This is a genomic window from Schinkia azotoformans (assembly GCF_035811335.1).
Lineage (GTDB): Bacteria > Bacillota > Bacilli > Bacillales > Bacillaceae_J > Schinkia > Schinkia azotoformans.
Window position 1 is genome coordinate 17,083 of sequence record NZ_JARSMD010000041.1, and the last position, 17,372, is coordinate 34,454.

Below are 17,372 nucleotides of genomic sequence, written 5' to 3' on the forward strand. Positions count from 1 at the left end.
ATCTTTGTCCTACAAAAAATTGTGCAAATGCTTCATTCTTCTGGTTTACTAGGCAAGTAACTCCATTTTTTACTTCTTCAACCTAGTCTTATTCGATTGTAAAATCAATATAAATGCAGGCTGGATCTTTTAACTATATTATTATTTGAATAAAAGGTGAATGTCGTTAAGCATTTAATAAAAAATAGACATGGATATTAATCAGGATAGTAGATAATAGTGTAGAATCGAACCAGTTCGTCTGAAGAGTTTATATAAATGTGTTCAGTATTTGCATTAAATTTAATAGTTTCGTCAGGATTTAATTCAAACTTCTCCCCTTGGATATCAAGCGTAAGTGTTCCTCGTTGTATTAGTACATATTCCTCACCTGTATGCTTTTCGGATACATGACGAAAACCAGGCTTTAAGTCTACAGTGAAAATTTCAAACTTTTTTTCTGGATGAAATGGGAAGATAGAATAAACAAGATAGTTTTCATCATCATCAATTATTGGATTAAGTTCATTCATATTTATTTTTTCAATTTGCGGCTTATCATTTTCCTTTAAAAACCCTGAAAAAGATACTTGTAATCCATTTGCAATTTTCCAAAGAGTGGTGACAGTTGGATTTGATTTTCCATTTTCAATTTGGGCTAACATTGCTTTACTAACTCCAGTCAGTTCCGACACGTTATCTAGGCTCAATCCTCGCTTTTTTCTTATTTTGGCCAGATTTTTCGCTATTGCCTCTTGAATGAATTCCATAAAAAATCTCCTTGACTCTTTTTTGTATTCATAATAACATACATAGAAATAACATAACAGACTTATGTACAATATAGTAAACAAAAGGGTGATGCAACCATGAGCGAATTAGCAAATAAAAAATATAAAGAAGAAACTCCCCCTACATTTTCTCAAGGAGTAAAAGCTTGCGTTCCAACATTAATTGGCTACATCAGTATTGGAATTGCAATGGGGATCGTTGGAGCAGCATCCAATCTAAGTATAGTAGAAGTTGCTCTTATGTCGGTCTTAGTTTACGCTGGTGCATCTCAATTTATCATTTGTGCATTGTTAGTAGCAGGAAGTCCTTTTTCAGTTATTGTATTCACAACTTTTATTGTGAATTTACGACATTTTTTATTAAGTATGACATTAGCTCCACACTTTACGAAGTATTCTTTAATGAAAAATATCGGGATTGGATCACTTTTAACGGATGAATCGTTTGGTGTTGCCGTTAATAAGATTGTTAAAAGAGAAATGATTAATGCAAGTTGGATGAATGGGTTGAATGTAACAGCTTATATTTTCTGGATTTTATCTTGTACATTGGGTGCCATCTTTGGTAAATGGATTTCAAATCCGGAAGTTTTAGGGTTGGATTTTTCTTTAACAGCAATGTTTCTAGCATTACTTGTTTTGCAATTAGAAAGTATGGATCGTGGTAAATTGAAACTTTATCTATCGCTAATTGTTTATGTAGTTGTATTGATGTTAGTTCTCTGTATGTTTGTTCCTTCATATATTGCGATTCTCTTAACAACAATCATTGTTGCAACTATTGGGGTGGTGAAAGACAAATGAATTTGAATTTATCTATTTTATTAATCATTTTAGGTGGTGCTATTGTAACCTTTATTCCGAGAGTTATTCCATTTATCGTTATTAGAAATATAGGGCTTCCGAAAATTGTTGTCAAATGGCTTTCCTATATTCCTATTTGTATTTTTGCTGCACTTATCGTTGATAGCTTTATCATTCAAGATCATTCATTACTATCCATTGATTGGAGAGTTCTTACCGCTATTGTACCAACACTTATCATAGCCCTATGGACAAAGAGTTTGTCTGTTACAGTTATCGTGGGAATAGTAAGTATGGCCACTGTTAGGTTTTTGTTTTAATGGAGCCAATTATCGAGGAGAATTTAAGGCTGTCGTGAACTTATTGACAGCCTGTGCTATTCTCAAGAAGTTAACAAGTTCTTTGTTTGCATATCCTTCTTTAATTAGAAATCTTTATTTTATTGTTTTTATGGATAGCTTCCGTTCCAGCATCCAAAGCGGACTTATAATACCGACACTTATGCTCGATGAGTTCCATTGTTTTTTTTAACTCTTCCATTTGTGCTTCCACTGTGGCTTTTCGTTCCAGAAACATGTTATATCTTTGCTGCAACGTGGAATCCCCTTCAGAGCACCAATCAATAAAATTTTTTATCTCCTTAATAGGCATCCCGGTCGCTTTTAAACATTCAATTACTTTTAAGGCGTCTATGTCCGACTCTTTAAACAGTCGTGTTCCGTTAGGTGTCCGTTCTACAAAAGGCATTAGGCCCTCCTTGTCGTAGTAACGCAGAGTATATACGGTAAGATTTAATTTTTCTGCAGCTTCGCTGATAGAATAGTTCATCGTTGTTTCTCCTTTTTTATATAGACTTCGAGTTAACTCTAAATTTAGGCAAAATTTTATCATGCTGAATTTTAATTGTCAAAGTAAAGTCTTTTTATGATTTTATGTTGAATTCTGCATAAAATACTTATCCCTTGACTTCGAGTTAACTATAGGGTTTATTCTAGTTTTGCAAGAGAAAAGATAAGTAAATACTCTTAAAAAATCAAGTTGATGGAGGTTTAAACAAATGATAACAGCTAAAGCGCGAGCAGTGGACGGTCCTGATAAACCGTTTCGAGCTGCTGAGATTAAAAGACGTGATCTTGATTCACATGATGTTCTAATTGAAATTAAATATGCAGGCATTTGCCATTCTGATATCCATACTGCTCACGGTGAATGGGGGCCAGTGCACTATCCACTCGTACCCGGGCATGAGATTGCGGGCATTGTCACGGCTGTAGGACCTAGTGTTACAAAATATAAGGTTGGCGACCGAGCGGGAGTCGGATGTATGGTTGATTCCTGTGGTGAATGTGAGAACTGCCGTAATGGAGAGGAGCAATATTGTCTAAAAGGAAAAGTCGATACTTACGCTGGTGTTGACAAATACGGGGAACCAACTCAAGGTGGCTATTCTACCCATATCGTTGTTCCGGAAGATTTTGTACTTAGAATACCTGATAGCATTGCACTTGATGACGCAGCACCATTACTTTGTGCAGGTATTACCACATATTCTCCATTAAACCACTGGGGAGCGGGTCCTGGTAAGAAGGTAGCTGTTGTTGGTATGGGCGGTCTTGGTCATATGGCTGTCCAAATTGCACATGCAATGGGTGCTGAGGTAACAGTTCTATCACAAACATTGAAGAAAAAAGATGATGGTTTAAAATTAGGAGCAGACAATTACTATGCTACAAATGATCCCGAAACATTCGAGAAACTTGCAGGATATTTTGACTTAATTATTAACACAGTGAGTGCAAAGATTGACCTGAACGCTTATTTAGGGCTGCTTGCTCTTGACGGAAGTCTAGTAAACGTCGGTGCTCCTGCAGAACCGCTGTCATTAAACGTGTTCAATTTAATCGGTCATCGTCGTTCATTTGCAGGTTCCATGATTGGTGGCATCCGTGAGACCCAGGAGATGTTGGATTTCTGTGCGAAACATAATATTGTACCTAAGATTGAAGTAATTTCAGCCAATCAAATTGACGAAGCTTACGAACGAGTATTAGCTTCCGATGTAAAATATCGATTCGTGATTGACATTAGTACAATGTGAATTTACCTCGTCATTTAGCTATAGCACCCATGACCAAAGTAGGGCATTAACTAATGGAATACCTTCAGGTTTAACTCCTGAATATTATGGGCAACGTGCTTCGCAAGGATTAATTAATAGTGAAGGTACCCAACCCTCTGAAGATGGTCAGGGTTACTTGAACATGCCGGGTATTTATATCAAAGTACATATTCAAGTATGGGGAATGTTTCCAAGGCAATATCAATAGAGTGAGGAGGAGGGTCAAGGGGACATTCACCTATACTTTTATTGGCTCACCAGCTTTACCTGATGATATTTCTGACCTTACCAATACCAGTTAATAAATTAGAAATGGACAATAGAAGGTATAGAAGGAACTTTTGATTTCATAATGTTGAAGTTAGTTATCGTGTTAAGTGTAATTTCATCAATTGATATTCATTTATTATGTTATCAAGCTGTTGGCTTATTTTGATGGTCTTCGGATGCAAGTAACCATATAGTTTACCTGTCTCTATAAGCTCATTTCTTAAAACTTCAATTTTTGCCTCAATTTTAACCTGTTTATTTTTATTCATGGACATAGGTATTATCTCCTGTGACATTGTATAGGAAAATTATACCATATAATACTGGTAGTTATATACTATTTATAGTTTCAATATTATTAGATTTTTATTTAATTTGTCTAAATGAAAATGAGAAAAAACCAAAAAAATATTCTGAAACTTAATTGAAATTTTTAACGTCATAAGGGTAAAAGGACCCATTAAAATTGTTTTTATTAAAAGACAGGTTGGTCGTACTAGACTTGGGGTACGTACACTCAGTTGATAATTTACAAAAATTATCCAATCGAAGATAAAAATATGTTAAGGTTTAGTAGTTAAGCAAAAAAACACGAGGAGCCTTAATATGTTTCGTGAAATTTTCCGAAGGAAGAAAAAAGAACCTAATCATTCCTTTAAACTTATATATGAAATGTTTTATTCGCATGTCTATAAAACGGCATTTTTCATTACAAAAGATTATCATTCTACCCAGGACATCGTACAGGAAACATTCATTAAAGTCTTTAAAAATTTGGATAAACTCGAAGACGGTTCAAAAATGAAAGCATGGATTTCGACAATTACTACCAGAACAGCAATAGATTTTATTCGAAAGCAAAGAAAAGGGAATGAATTTGAAACAGAAGATTTCGATACTTTGATACTGAATGTAAGTGAACATGCATCGACCGTTGAAGAAGAAGTAGAAAAATCCATTTTTAGTGAAATGATTAGATCTGAAATTCAAAAACTTTCTCCTGAATATAGAAGTGTACTTTATTTTAAATATATAGAAGATTTAAAAGATCAAGAGATTGCAAATGTTTTGGGGTTAAATGTCCCAACAGTTAAAACCCGAATTCACCGTGCGAAAAATCAACTGAAGAAAAAATTACATACGAAGTCGTTTGTGGATGGTGAACTATAATGAATAAATACGATGATCAATTAGAAAGGCTTATTCACCAAAGTATTCAAGAGGATTTTAAAAATGTACCTGAACTAAATAACAGAAAAGAAGAAACATGGAATAAAATCTCAAAATATATCTTTAAATCAAGAAAAAATAAAATTCCGTATAAACCATTGATATTAGTAATGTTATTGAAACAAAGGAAGTTGAAGTAAAGGGAGTTAATGCAACGTTAGTTATTACTTCTCATGAAAATCTAAAATTTGTAGTTTGGAGCAACTAGAATACTGAATTTTTAATTGATGCATATCTCTCAGAGGAAGAAATTTTGAGGGTAGCAGACTCATTGGAATGAAAAATTAATGATAGGCGTGTGAAGGAACCTCCACTAAGATAATCGCATATTTGACTTTCAAAAGGTAAATTTTTTCGAAAAAGTCATGCAACAGTTGCAGAATATTTGATAGAGAAATTACGGTGATTATTTTTATTAACAGTTATTATTCAGGCGTTAAGCTTTTTGTATATCATTCCGTTCCATCCTATGATTTTTGAACTCATTCCGAAAAATCATATTTTTGGGCGTTGGGGCGGCGAGGAATTTTTATTAATTTGTCCAGAAACTTCAAAAATAGAGGCGTTACCATCATGGGGAATCCATGGGGCATTGCTTTCACGCGCTGACAAAGGATTATACCATGCAAAAGACACGGGGAGAAATAAAGCACAGCTTTATCAAGAAACCGATATGCAACATGAATAAATTTTTTGCTTGAAGATTTTAAACAAAATTGGAGAAGTGCTGGGATTCTTTGTTTAAGCGGAGTTTCCATCATGCTTTGGGGTCCGAGACATTAAATGATTGATGAATGCCTATTTGGAAAGGGCATTTAACTTAGAATCTTCTAGTTCAAGAATAGTTTTCAAACCGTCTCTCATTAATGTTTGATCATCTGCAATCAATATTGTTATTGGATTCATTCTCTCCACTGTCCTAGTTTTTTCCTTAATCAATCACTTTCTTTATAAAATACAAGTTGTTTGTACTAAGATCTATTTCTTTGCCATGTAGACTTCTCCATTTTTTATCATATATAAGTTTCACTACAGGCTTGCCAATTGGTTTACCCTTGATTTCTGTAACAATCCCAACATCTCCATTATTTAACAAAACCAGACTTCCCTCAGCGTAAATATTTATAACTTCTAAAAATTCCGAAATAATTTTATAGTCAAATAGAATATCTCCAGAACCAAGTAATAACTCAATTATCTCGCTCGTTGGATATGCAGGTCGATGAGGTCGAGCGTAACTTAATGCAGTATAAACATCTACAACAGCAATGATTCTTGAGAAAAGATGTAAATCATTATTTTTTAAACCATTAGGATAACCCGATCCATCAAATCGTTCATGGTGTTGATAAGCGGGTAAACTAATCTCTTTTGGAAATTTTTCTTGTAATATTTGAAAACCAATAATCACATGTTCATTCAATTTCTTTTTTTCGTTTTTAGGTAAAACATAATCGCTATTTAAAAGATTTTGATCAACAAGACAATTTCCGATATCGTATAATAAGGCAGCTCTTGCAAGTAAAACTAGTTCACTATTACTCAAATTCAAATTAATACCAATTGCAGTTGCAAGTAATGATGTTTTTATATATCTATTAAAATGTTCCCTGCCGTTTTCACTGATCACACGAAATTTTAATAGTAATTCTAATATTTCGGTCCGATCAATTGCTTGAAAAAAAATACTTTCTACTTTTTTCGTATGCTGGATAAAATTAGTTTCAAGCATCATTTTTCCGACCTTTATTGCATCATTTTTAATCATATCCAATAGTCCAGTACTATCTAAATGGTTTAACTGGTTTATAATATTAGTATATCGTTGCGGGTTTGCCCCGATTATCTCCATTTTATGATTGTTATTTTTAGCCTCTCCATTGTGTTCATATTTAACAACAACTTCACTGATACTGTACTTATTAAATAAGATCTGAATTGTTTTATCAGTTAACATTACACCTTTTTTAAGCAAAATGCTCCCATTATGATTTATCACATCCATCGACAAAATCATTCCCGGTTTAACTTTTGAAATCGGTATTCTTTGATTCATAATACACTCCTCCCTCTATAAATATTAATTTTGTGCCGATTTCAATATACAATTTTCTATTAGTTCATTTTTACTAGTAACTTTCCAAAATCTTCTCCACCAATTGGTTCACTAAAATAAAAGCCTTGTATAATATTACAACCCAACTTTTTTACAAACTCCATTTGTTCTTTTGTTTCAATCCCTTCAACAACAATAGGTAAATCTAATTGTTTAGCGAGAGAAACAATTGATAAAAAAACGATTTTGTTTTTTTTGCTATTATTTATTTTATTTATGAAGGACTTATCAATTTTCAATACATCGACATTAAGCTGTGCCAAATAACTTAAAGAATTATAACCCGTTCCAAAGTCATCTAATGCGATGTGAATCCCCAATGTCCTTATATCATCGATAATTGAAATAAAATTCGCGATATTATGAATAGCCATTGTTTCTGTTAGCTCAAATACCAAAAATGCTGGATCAACTTTGTTTTTTGTAAGAGTCTGAATAATCGTTTCGATCAAATTTTCTTGATGTAGTTGAGCAAAAGAAAAATTAATGGATAGTTTCACTTCATATCCGTTTGAATGCCAATATTGCAACTGTCTACAAGCTTTGTCGAAAATCCACTTCCCAAACGGAATAATAAGTCCCGATTTTTCAAATAATGGTATAAATTGTCCAGGTGATATTTTTCCAATAGTTGGATGATGCCAACGAACTAATGCTTCCGCAGCAATTATCTTGTTAGTGTTTAGACAGTATTGAGGCTGGTACACTAAATCAATTTGCCCTTCTATTAATGCACTTTGTAACTCTTTTTCAAAGTATCGTCTATTAAGAAAATCAATAGTGGATTCCAACTGATGTTGATTGAATTTTTTTATTGATAACCTTTGGTCTTCTCCTGTATTGTTGCTATTTTTAATGTCCATCTTATCCCCCCGCTAACACATTAATTTTTAAGGACTATAGATACATTTAATTGTAAATAACATCAATAAGCATTTTTGTTCTTTTCAAAAGTTAAAGTAGCTTTTGCAAGTAAAATGAGTTCTTCAGTATTCATATTCAAGTTAATGCCAATTCCTATTGCATATATAGACGTTTTTATATATCTATAAAAATGGATACGCCCATTATCGTTTGTAATTAGTAATTTTAAAAGAAACTCCAAAATTTGCTTCTGTTCAATTGCTTTTAGAAAAATTTGTTTTACTTTTTTAGGATATGGCACTAAATTTGTTTCAATAGTCATTATTGCCGCCCTTTCTACTTCTTTTTTAATGGTTATCATATCTTTACTGTAATCAATCCTGCCTTCCCTAGTTGGTAATACTTTCATCATTTACTTTCCTCCAGCTTTTTTATTATTGCTCCCAGAAAAATGGGGTTTATACAGTTTAATTGTAATTTCGAAAAGTCATATTTTTCATGACCAATAGTCATAAAGAAAGTAACAAAATGGTATGGGGGTTATATTTTTCCTATGGATGTTAACATTTAAAGTAATGACAATGTGAAGTAATTAGTATCTTTTTACTAGACCTCAACAAGCGAATTCATCAGTTACCTGTTGTAATGTAATTTGAGAAAAACATGCCGCAATATTTTTGATAAAATTGATAATACTTTATAATGATTACAGACAAGAAGAGATTTCTGAACAAAAATCACTAAAGTCGGTAATTTATTTGGTGAAACAATTGCTAGTGGGTTTTTCAAATAAGTGGTTTAAAACTTGATAATGGGATCCATTCGGACCTTGTCCAGGGTATAACTCAATTTAAAAAAAGATAATAATCGTTACCAGCAGAGAATTCGGAGGATTTTTTGGTATATTATAATGAGATAACCGAAAAATGTTAACGGGTTGTGGTCTGTCTTTTTTACGGTAAAGTTTCCTTTCTTCAATCGCGTCATTGGCAAATGATCTCACCCGAAGACTAAAACTACGAAATGTTAAAAAAAGTTTGTGTAAGTAGATGATAGATTTAATGAGCAAGGAATTGTTGATCCGTTTTGTTATTCAATAACTCCGTCATAAATACAAAAATGCATTGCTCAAGTAAGGCTCCTAATCTTGTTTGTAACGTTCAATTTCTTTCAAGGTTAGTTTACTTTCAAGTTGGTACAATTTTTTAAAGCATTTTAAATACCGACATCTGTTGCCGGAAAAAGGTTAGGCATATAAGAGTTCTTAGTGAAAATAAATATTCTAAGAAGCAGGTTGCTTACAATTGAATATTATAGTCTTTTAGGACGAATGTCAATGATTTTTTTCTTAAAATACGAAAGATGTCTTAAAGTGCGAAAGGAGATGTAATATGTCGGACATCTTGATAAAAGAATTAGGAGAACGCATTCGCAGTGTTAGAAAAGAAAGAAATATGACGCTACACGATTTACAGGAAGCTACAGGTATGTCAAATAGTGCATTAAGTAAAGTTGAAAGAGGGGCTGTAGTCGTTGGGGCCGACAATTTATACGCTATTAGCAAAACATTAGGAGTCAGTATTGATTGGCTTATCACAGGAAATGCCCCTGCGATTAATAAAATAAACGAATTGTCTTATAAGACAAAAAAACTTGATGATGAATTTCTCATCAATGAAGTTATTTCTATTTTCAATGAGTTAAGCCGTAAAGAAAGAGAAGACTTGTTTTTTGTTATTAAAGGCGCAGAACTAATGATAAAAAGACAATCAACTAGAAATAAAAATGAAGCTGAAAATAATACTTCAAAAATAACAATTGAGAAGTCCGATTACAACTATAGTAATGAAAGTAAAATGATTAAATTACCAGTGTTAGGCGTAGCAGCAGCTGGAGCACCAATGGAGGCGATTCCTTACATAGAAGGTTATCTTGAAGTTCAAGAAAAATATAAAGATTGTTTTATCGTACGGATCAAAGGAGATTCGATGATCAATGCAGGAATAGAAAACGGTGGTTATGCTCTCGTCAGACAGCAGCAAGTAGTAGAGAGCGGGGAAGTTGCATTAGTCATGGTGGACAACAATGTGACAATTAAACGCTTTAAAAGAGAAGGTGAGAAAGTCGTCCTTATCCCAGAAAACAACAACATGTCTCCAATGGTTTATACAAAAAGTTTAGACGTAAAGATCCTGGGCAAAGTTGTCAAGTGGTACTCCGCCCAGGAAGCAGCAAACATTTTTAAAGAAGAAATATAAATTGTATATTTATATATAGTTTTGTATAAACGGATACATTAAACCAAATTTCACGTTGTTTATAAATCTTTACTTAAATTAGTAACTTTTTTTGTTGAAATTTCTGGCAAAAGCATAGTGTTACACCATCGTTTAAACCCTTGAAAACTCAATGTTTACAAGGGTTTAAACGATGGTGTCTTCTGTCAAACTTAAGTTAAAAACATTATATAGTTAAATAGAATTTCAATAAACATGTATTATTTTTTTTTCTGAAAAGAAATTGGCAATGGCAAAAGAAGCTGCTCCAATGGCAGTAGAATAGTTGCCTAAAAGGGAAAAACGGATTTCTGTACTTGACTTATGGGTTAAAGGTGTTAATGATATTTACCATTCCAATGCTGATATACACTTGGTTGTTGACGTTTTTTCCAGCCCATATAGTTGTTCTCCATGTGCCCCGGCATTTGCTTCATTTTCAATTTTCGTTGGAATATGAAATTGCTCCTCAATAATTTTTTGTAAATCGATGTTTTTCCAGTTTAAATTGGGTGCAAATAAAATGTTATCATCTGGACCCGCTTATCCGGGAACTCCTATTTCGCACAAATGTATTATCAGATTCTTGTTCCATTCCTAATGAGCTCATTAGGCTTCAACGTTTTTGCTACCAGAACCTTTAGACGACCATATTAATATTCCGATGCCTAACATTAAGAGGAAAAGTCCAAACCAAGAACGAGACACGGGGGCGGGAACTGTGTCCCATTATAAAAAAGTTATTGAAAACAGTTATCAAAAGTGTATAATATTTATATACAGATGAGAATGAATATCAATATCAGTTTGAAAATACATAAGGGGAGTGTTTTATTTTATGAAAAAAATATCAGTAACATTTGTCATTCTTTTATCTAGTACTCTACTATTCGGTTGTGCTCAATCGGATGAAACGGTAAAGCCATCGTCTCAAGAGGGTGTTAAACAGGAAACAACAGCGGTGACTTCGAATCCGCTTGAGGAAGTGACTAAGCAATATCGTGAATATGCAATTGGAGAAATTGATGCTTTTGTTACAGCGACTGAAGAATTCACAACGGCAATCAAAAACGGCGATTTAGAAAAGGCAAAAGAACTTTATGCACCAAGTCGTGTTCATTATGAGCGGGCTGAGCCAATTGCAGAGGTCTTCGGGGATTTGGATCCAAAGATTGATGCTCGTGAAGGTGATGTTCCTGAAAATGAATGGGGCGGATACCACAGATTAGAAAAAGGATTATGGATTGATAACACGACAAAAGGCTATGAAGACTATGCGGATCAGCTAATGAAGGATGTTCATTTGCTCCGTGCAAAGGTTGAAACCGTTGAGGTAACACCTGATTTATTAATTACTGGTGCTGTAGATCTGCTTAATGAAGTTTCAACATCAAAAGTAACCGGTGAAGAGGATCGTTATTCTCATACAGATTTATATGACTTCATGGCAAACGTGGAAGGTGCCGAAAAAATTTACCTATTATTAAAACCAGCATTAGATGTCAAAGATGCTGACCTTTCAAAACTAATTAGTGATAAGTTTTCAATACTTTATCGATTATTAGCAGAGCATAAACAAGGTGATAGTTTTGTATCTTATACGGAATTAACAAAAGATGAAGTAAAAGCATTAAGTCAAGCCCTTGATGCACTTGCTGAACCGCTATCACAAATCGGTATCGTTGTGGAGGGAGTTTAAGTGGCAGATTATCAATCTGACAAACAAACGAAGCGAGAGGGTAATGCTATATCACGTCGTAATTTATTAAAATTAGCCGGTGTTGGTGGACTTGGTGTAATCATTGGAGCAACAGGAGCAGGAAGCGTTTTGAACTTGGTAGAAGGCGAAGCAAAAAAAATGGATGCTTCGCCTTCTTTAGGAAATGATATCGTTCCATTTTACGGAAAGCATCAAGCTGGTATTGCAACGGAGGCTCAGAATCATGTGTACTTTGCATCACTAGAAGTGACAGCTTCTTCATTAGATGATTTGAAATCATTATTTCAAGAATGGACAGTCGCAGCTTCCCTGATGACGCAAGGACAGCCCGTTGGAGAGGCTTTAACAAATGGCTATGTACCGCCAAAGGATACAGGCGAAGCGGAGGGTCTTTCAGCGGCTAATTTGACAATTACTTTTGGAGTTGGTCCGAGTCTTTTCGTAAAAGATGGAAAGGATCGGTTTGGTCTTAAATCAAAGCAACCTAAAGAATTAGTTGACCTTCCTCCTTTTCCGCTTGATGCTCTAAAAGAAGAATGGACAGGTGGCGATATTTGTATTCAAGCTTGTGCGGATGACCCACAGGTGGCCTTTCATGCAGCAAGGAACTTACTCCGAATTGCTCGTGGAAAAGCCATTCTTCACTGGGCACAGGCAGGTTTTCAACGGACCAAGCAGGCAGATGCCAATAAAGAAACACCTCGAAATCTTTTTGGATTCAAAGACGGGACGGCTAACATCAATGTAGTAGATGATAAAGAGATGAATAAACATGTCTGGGTACAGGGTGAAGATGGACCGGCTTGGTTAACAAATGGTACGTATTTGATAGTCCGTAAGATTCAAATGTATATAGAAGTATGGGATCGTACCACGCTTCGTGAACAGGAAAATACATTTGGTAGACACCGTGCTTCGGGTGCACCGTTAGGTCAGGAAAAAGAACACGAAAAAATGGATTTGGCCCGAAAAAATGAGCAGGGCGATTATGTAATTCCCGAAGATTCGCATGCCCGTATTGCCTTTGGTGATGGTAAACAAAAGATTTTACGTCGCCCTTATTCCTATGCGGATGGAATGGATCCTAAAACAGGTAGCCTTGATGCAGGACTATTATTTTTAAGCTTCCAACAAAGCCCGTCAACCTCATTCATACCCATGCAGGAACGATTGTCCCGTATCGATAAGCTTAATGAATATACAGTACACCGTGGAAGCGCCATTTTTGCTATTTTTCCAGGAATTAAAAAAGGAGAATACATCGGACAGACATTATTTGGATAACAATGAAACTTTGCAGCTAGCAAAGTTTTTTTCTACATTTTACAAGGAGTGGAATAATAATGGAAAGTTTAACTCGAAACAAACTGGCAACCATTTTTCTTGCCTTTGTATTTTTATTGAATGGATTGTTTTTTCAAGCCTCGAATAGTTATGCGGCTCAAAATCATGATGAATTGTTTGTTTATATCGGTGATTCTATTATGAAAGCAAAAAAAGAAGATTGGGACTCCATCTATCAAAATATGAAACAATTCGAGGAAGCCTTTCAAACGGTGAAAAACAAAGAGAGTAAAGTAGCTTCCCAGGTTGAGAATCAGCTAAAGGCAGTCTATTCTGCATTGGAAACAAAGAATAAAGAACAAATAAGCGAGGCGCTTTCCACACTTTCCACTTCTTTAGTCAATTATGATGCTGAACAAAATCCGGTTGATATAGAAAAAGAAAGACAAAAGCTGAAGGTATTACTTCCAATCATGGAGGATTTCAAATCGGCAGTTGAAGTAGAGGATTATGGAACTGCCAATCGTCATTATCAAAACTTACAGGTACAATGGACAGCTGTTGAAAAAATAGTTCGCGCCGAAAGTGTTGCAACCTATGGCGAAATTGAAACAAAAATGGCTTTCCTACGAATTGCTATCACACAACAGCCACAGGACCAAGAAAAGGCACTTAATAGCTTGGCTGAACTTACTACAGCAATTAATAACTTTTTGACTGGAAAAGAAACAAAAAAAGCTTCAAATGAAAGCTATACTCTAAGAGATGTGGTGGACTTCATTAGTGTCTCTATTGAAGCAATCCAATCGAATGACATTAAAAAGGCCACGACAGAATTGAACCAATCCTTAATAATATGGCCAATGGTTGAAGGGGAAGTATCAACCAGGGACAGCAAACTATATAGTGATATGGAAACGAAGATTCCAATTGTTATTAGTTTGCTAAGCTCGACAAATAAAGACACTGACAGGGCAACTGAAGTATTATTGGATTTAAAAACACGGCTTGAACCGCTCTTAACTTCGATGAGTTATTCTTACTGGGATGCGGCGCTTATACTGCTTCGTGAAGGGTTAGAGGCTCTATTAATAGTGGCAACCCTGCTTGCGTTTTTGAGAAAAACGAATCATGCTGATAAGCAAAAATGGATTTGGGGCGGTGTCGCTGCCGGTGTAGGTGCGAGTGCGTTGTTTGCTATCCTCATTACCTTCCTATTCTCTAAACTCACAGCTGCATCAAGTCGCGAATATATCGAAGGTATTGTTGGTATTATTGCAGTTATTATGATGATTACAGTTGGAATGTGGCTACATAATAATACAAATATTAAAAAATGGAATAACTATATTCAAAAATATATGGGTAAAGCAATTGCTACAGGAAGTCTTATTACCTTTAGTGCCATCAGCTTTTTAGCAATTTTTAGAGAAGGTGCAGAAACCATTATTTTTTATGCAGGGATGGCTCCTAATATGGAACTCAGTCAATTATCACTTGGTATTGCCATTGCTTTTGTTATTTTACTTGTGATCGGGTTCTTAATTATTCGTTATAGTGTAAATATTCCTATTCGTCCCTTTTTCATAGTAGCAACTGTATTGATTTACTTTTTAGCATTTAAAATTCTTGGAATGAGTATCCATTCTCTACAAGTAGCGGGAGTTATTCCAACACACAGCTTGCACGACTTCCCACATATCGATTGGATCGGTCTTTTTCCATCCCTTGAAACATTTATTCCGCAGCTGGCATTATTTGTGATTATTTGTGGAACTAGTTTATGGATAAAGCGAAATGAAGCAAGATTATAGGCAGTGAGATGCGGGTCGGGCGGGTGGACCCCGGGGTCGGGAACTATGTCCCGTTAAAGTTACTGGCAATCCATAGAACTCCATGTTATTGTTACACTTAGATAAAAAATTAAAAAGTAAGTAGGCGAACAACATGATTGAGATAAAAAAATCACCACTAAGTGATGGAGAATTTAATAGAGGGGTATTTGCTACATGTGATATCAAAAAAGGGGAGCTAATACATGAAGCCCCTGTCATTTCTTATCCAAACGACCAGCATCAATACATTGAGAAAACCTTACTTGCTGATTATGCTTTTGAGTATGGGATCAATCATTCTGCAATCCTTCTAGGTTATGGAATGCTGTTTAATCATTCATATGAACCGAATGCCACTTATGAAATTAATTTTAAAAATCACACATTTGACTTCTATGCTTATACAGATATAAAAGCCGGAGATGAGATTCTAATTAATTATAATGGTGATGTTGATGACAAAGAACGTTTGTGGTTTGATCAGGAGGAGGAAGAGAATGAATAAACGATGGACGATCGGTCAAATTAAAGAATTTGTTGAAAAGAATTCGGATAGTAAGTTACTAACAACGGAATACCACGGTTTTTCACAAAAGTTACTATTTCAATGTGCATGTGGTAATAATTTTGAAAAAACATTTACGAAATTTAAAAATAATCACCAACGTAAATGTGATGTCTGCCAACCTCCTAAAGCTTCACGCTAAAATAATATGGGACACGGGGTCGGGAACTGTGTCCCACCCCACCACATTATCTGGCATATCTTTTGCTTTATTCATTAATTATGACCCTTCTACCACCAAGCCATCCAGCAATAAGAAGAATAATAGAAACAAAAACTAGCATATACAAAGGCGCAGTCCAACTTCCCGTAAGGTCATGTATTCCACCAAATAAAACAGGTCCCAGCGCAGCAAGTGAATAACCGAATGATTGGGCCATCCCGGATAGTTCCGAAGCGTCATACCCATCTTTTGTTCTTAATGTAAAAAACATCAACGATAAACTGAACCCACTACCGCAACCTACTCCAAGCAAAATCGCTGAAATAATAATCAAGCTTTGGTTCCCATTAAGTAAACCAATTACGCCTAATAGAAAAATAACACCTGTAATGGCACCTAATAATTTTTGATTATTCATTTTATCAGCAATAATAGGCATGATAAACGTTAGAGGAATCGCAGAAAATAACATAAGAGAGAGCATCCACCCTGCTTCATTCAAGGAATATCCATTAAATAATATAATATCTGGCAACCAAGTCAACATCGTATAATACATAAGAGATTGAAATCCCATGAAAATGGTCACTTGCCAAGCAGTAAAAGAAGTCCACATATTTGTTTTCTTTCTATTGTTGCTTTGGTTAAATTTGGATGGATTTTTGGAAGCTTTGGGTTTTGGAAACCAAAAAAAGAGTGCAATAATAACTAAAATTGCCCAAGCGCCTAAGGCTCCTTGCCATCCTAAATTACCTATATTTGAAAGTGGTACACTTAATCCTGATGCTAATGCACCGAATATGTTCATAAAAACAGAATAAAGCCCCGTAATTAGACCGATTTTAAAAGGAAACCCTGTCTTTACAAAACTTGGTAATAACACATTCCCAAAAGATATGGCAATTCCGATTAAGGCGGTGCCGATAAACAAGGTACCGACACCGGTAACTGAACGCATCATTATTCCGATCAACAGTACGATCATGGATAGGAAAATTGTTTTTTCCATACCTATCCGATGTGCAACCTTTGGTGAAAAAGGAGAAACTAATGCAAAAGCGAGTAATGGTAACGTTGTAATAAAACCAACAACTACGTTGCTTACTTCTAAACTATCACGAATAGTGGGAACTAACGAACCAACAGATGTTAAAGGAGTACGTAGATTAGAAGCAATTAATAATATTCCAATAAGTAATAAAATCCGACTCTTTTCTTTATTTTTACTTTGTTCAGTATCTAAAACTGTTTTTTGCGCCTCCATTAATTTATTAAATCTCCTTCCGTTTCCCCATTTATTTTTTAAATTTAGTGTAACGGAAATATTTCCATACTACAAATGATGTAATCTAAATA

General features: G+C 34.8%; 20 protein-coding genes. 12 read left to right on the forward strand and 8 right to left on the reverse strand.

Annotation, left to right across the window (positions count from 1 at the left end; all coding sequences use genetic code 11):
* Positions 1-197: 197 nt before the first annotated feature.
* On the reverse strand, positions 198-749 hold the full coding sequence (locus tag P9E47_RS20095) for a helix-turn-helix domain-containing protein (RefSeq protein WP_003331882.1): 552 nt from the start codon (positions 747-749) through the stop codon (positions 198-200).
* A 99-nt stretch (positions 750-848) separates the two neighbouring features.
* Between P9E47_RS20095 and P9E47_RS20100 the strand changes: the two genes are divergently transcribed.
* Both P9E47_RS20100 and P9E47_RS20105 read left to right on the forward strand, forming a co-directional pair.
* Positions 849-1,574 (forward strand): AzlC family ABC transporter permease, encoded by a 726-nt coding sequence (locus P9E47_RS20100; protein ID WP_326164544.1) that lies wholly within the window; start codon positions 849-851, stop codon positions 1,572-1,574.
* Entirely contained in the window at positions 1,571-1,894 is a 324-nt protein-coding gene (locus P9E47_RS20105) for an AzlD domain-containing protein (RefSeq protein WP_003331885.1), read from the forward strand. Before P9E47_RS20100 ends, P9E47_RS20105 begins: the two co-directional genes overlap by 4 nt.
* A gap of 100 nt (positions 1,895-1,994) precedes the next feature.
* Here P9E47_RS20105 and P9E47_RS20110 read toward each other — a convergent pair whose 3' ends face one another.
* On the reverse strand, positions 1,995-2,402 hold the full coding sequence (locus tag P9E47_RS20110) for a MerR family transcriptional regulator (RefSeq protein ID WP_003331886.1): 408 nt from the start codon (positions 2,400-2,402) through the stop codon (positions 1,995-1,997).
* 229 nt (positions 2,403-2,631) lie between these two features.
* Between P9E47_RS20110 and P9E47_RS20115 the strand changes: the two genes are divergently transcribed.
* The gene (locus P9E47_RS20115) at positions 2,632-3,672 is read left to right on the forward strand and encodes an NAD(P)-dependent alcohol dehydrogenase (RefSeq protein WP_326164546.1); all 1,041 of its coding nucleotides are present in this window, start codon (positions 2,632-2,634) and stop codon (positions 3,670-3,672) included.
* Positions 3,673-4,058: 386 nt separating this feature from the next.
* Here P9E47_RS20115 and P9E47_RS20120 read toward each other — a convergent pair whose 3' ends face one another.
* The gene (locus P9E47_RS20120; RefSeq protein ID WP_326164547.1) at positions 4,059-4,238 is read right to left on the reverse strand and encodes an aspartyl-phosphate phosphatase Spo0E family protein; all 180 of its coding nucleotides are present in this window, start codon (positions 4,236-4,238) and stop codon (positions 4,059-4,061) included.
* Between the two features lie 331 nt (positions 4,239-4,569).
* Here P9E47_RS20120 and P9E47_RS20125 point away from each other — a divergent pair, with 331 nt between their 5' ends.
* From P9E47_RS20125 to P9E47_RS20135, 3 genes are all read left to right on the forward strand, one after another.
* Entirely contained in the window at positions 4,570-5,133 is a 564-nt protein-coding gene (locus P9E47_RS20125; RefSeq protein ID WP_326164550.1) for an RNA polymerase sigma factor, read from the forward strand.
* Positions 5,133-5,333 (forward strand): hypothetical protein, encoded by a 201-nt coding sequence (locus P9E47_RS20130; protein WP_003331890.1) that lies wholly within the window; start codon positions 5,133-5,135, stop codon positions 5,331-5,333. Before P9E47_RS20125 ends, P9E47_RS20130 begins: the two co-directional genes overlap by 1 nt.
* A gap of 305 nt (positions 5,334-5,638) precedes the next feature.
* Positions 5,639-5,881 carry a GGDEF domain-containing protein gene (locus P9E47_RS20135; RefSeq protein ID WP_326164552.1) on the forward strand — a complete coding sequence of 81 codons (243 nt, stop codon included), beginning with the start codon at positions 5,639-5,641 and terminating at the stop codon, positions 5,879-5,881.
* 243 nt (positions 5,882-6,124) lie between these two features.
* On the opposite strand, the gene P9E47_RS20140 is transcribed toward P9E47_RS20135, so the two are convergent.
* The 3 genes from P9E47_RS20140 to P9E47_RS20150 all read right to left on the reverse strand — a co-directional run bounded on the left by P9E47_RS20140 (position 6,125) and on the right by P9E47_RS20150 (position 8,585).
* Positions 6,125-7,249 (reverse strand): HD-GYP domain-containing protein, encoded by a 1,125-nt coding sequence (locus tag P9E47_RS20140; RefSeq protein ID WP_003331927.1) that lies wholly within the window; start codon positions 7,247-7,249, stop codon positions 6,125-6,127.
* Positions 7,250-7,308: 59 nt separating this feature from the next.
* A complete protein-coding gene (locus P9E47_RS20145; protein WP_326164555.1) occupies positions 7,309-8,172 on the reverse strand; it encodes a putative bifunctional diguanylate cyclase/phosphodiesterase in 864 nt (287 codons plus the stop codon).
* A 62-nt stretch (positions 8,173-8,234) separates the two neighbouring features.
* Positions 8,235-8,585 carry a hypothetical protein gene (locus tag P9E47_RS20150; protein WP_003331929.1) on the reverse strand — a complete coding sequence of 117 codons (351 nt, stop codon included), beginning with the start codon at positions 8,583-8,585 and terminating at the stop codon, positions 8,235-8,237.
* 979 nt (positions 8,586-9,564) lie between these two features.
* Here P9E47_RS20150 and P9E47_RS20155 point away from each other — a divergent pair.
* Positions 9,565-10,431: a helix-turn-helix domain-containing protein gene (locus tag P9E47_RS20155; RefSeq protein ID WP_003331931.1), complete on the forward strand. Its 867-nt coding sequence runs from the start codon at positions 9,565-9,567 to the stop codon at positions 10,429-10,431.
* A gap of 366 nt (positions 10,432-10,797) precedes the next feature.
* Here P9E47_RS20155 and P9E47_RS20160 read toward each other — a convergent pair whose 3' ends face one another.
* Entirely contained in the window at positions 10,798-10,974 is a 177-nt protein-coding gene (locus tag P9E47_RS20160; RefSeq protein ID WP_326164570.1) for an ROK family protein, read from the reverse strand.
* 313 nt (positions 10,975-11,287) lie between these two features.
* On the opposite strand from P9E47_RS20160, the gene efeO reads away from it, so the two are divergent.
* From efeO to P9E47_RS20185, 5 genes are all read left to right on the forward strand, one after another.
* Entirely contained in the window at positions 11,288-12,148 is an 861-nt protein-coding gene (gene efeO, locus P9E47_RS20165; RefSeq protein ID WP_003331933.1) for an iron uptake system protein EfeO, read from the forward strand.
* The gene (efeB, locus tag P9E47_RS20170; RefSeq protein WP_003331934.1) at positions 12,149-13,453 is read left to right on the forward strand and encodes an iron uptake transporter deferrochelatase/peroxidase subunit; all 1,305 of its coding nucleotides are present in this window, start codon (positions 12,149-12,151) and stop codon (positions 13,451-13,453) included.
* 59 nt (positions 13,454-13,512) lie between these two features.
* On the forward strand, positions 13,513-15,267 hold the full coding sequence (locus tag P9E47_RS20175) for an FTR1 family iron permease (RefSeq protein WP_326164557.1): 1,755 nt from the start codon (positions 13,513-13,515) through the stop codon (positions 15,265-15,267).
* A gap of 133 nt (positions 15,268-15,400) precedes the next feature.
* Positions 15,401-15,793, forward strand: coding sequence for an SET domain-containing protein (locus P9E47_RS20180; protein ID WP_003331936.1), 393 nt, complete (start codon positions 15,401-15,403; stop codon positions 15,791-15,793).
* Positions 15,786-15,995 carry a hypothetical protein gene (locus tag P9E47_RS20185; protein ID WP_003331937.1) on the forward strand — a complete coding sequence of 70 codons (210 nt, stop codon included), beginning with the start codon at positions 15,786-15,788 and terminating at the stop codon, positions 15,993-15,995. Before P9E47_RS20180 ends, P9E47_RS20185 begins: the two co-directional genes overlap by 8 nt.
* A gap of 67 nt (positions 15,996-16,062) precedes the next feature.
* Here P9E47_RS20185 and P9E47_RS20190 read toward each other — a convergent pair whose 3' ends face one another.
* Positions 16,063-17,280, reverse strand: a complete 1,218-nt coding sequence (locus P9E47_RS20190; protein ID WP_003331939.1) for a CynX/NimT family MFS transporter — start codon at positions 17,278-17,280, stop codon at positions 16,063-16,065.
* Positions 17,281-17,372: the final 92 nt, after the last annotated feature.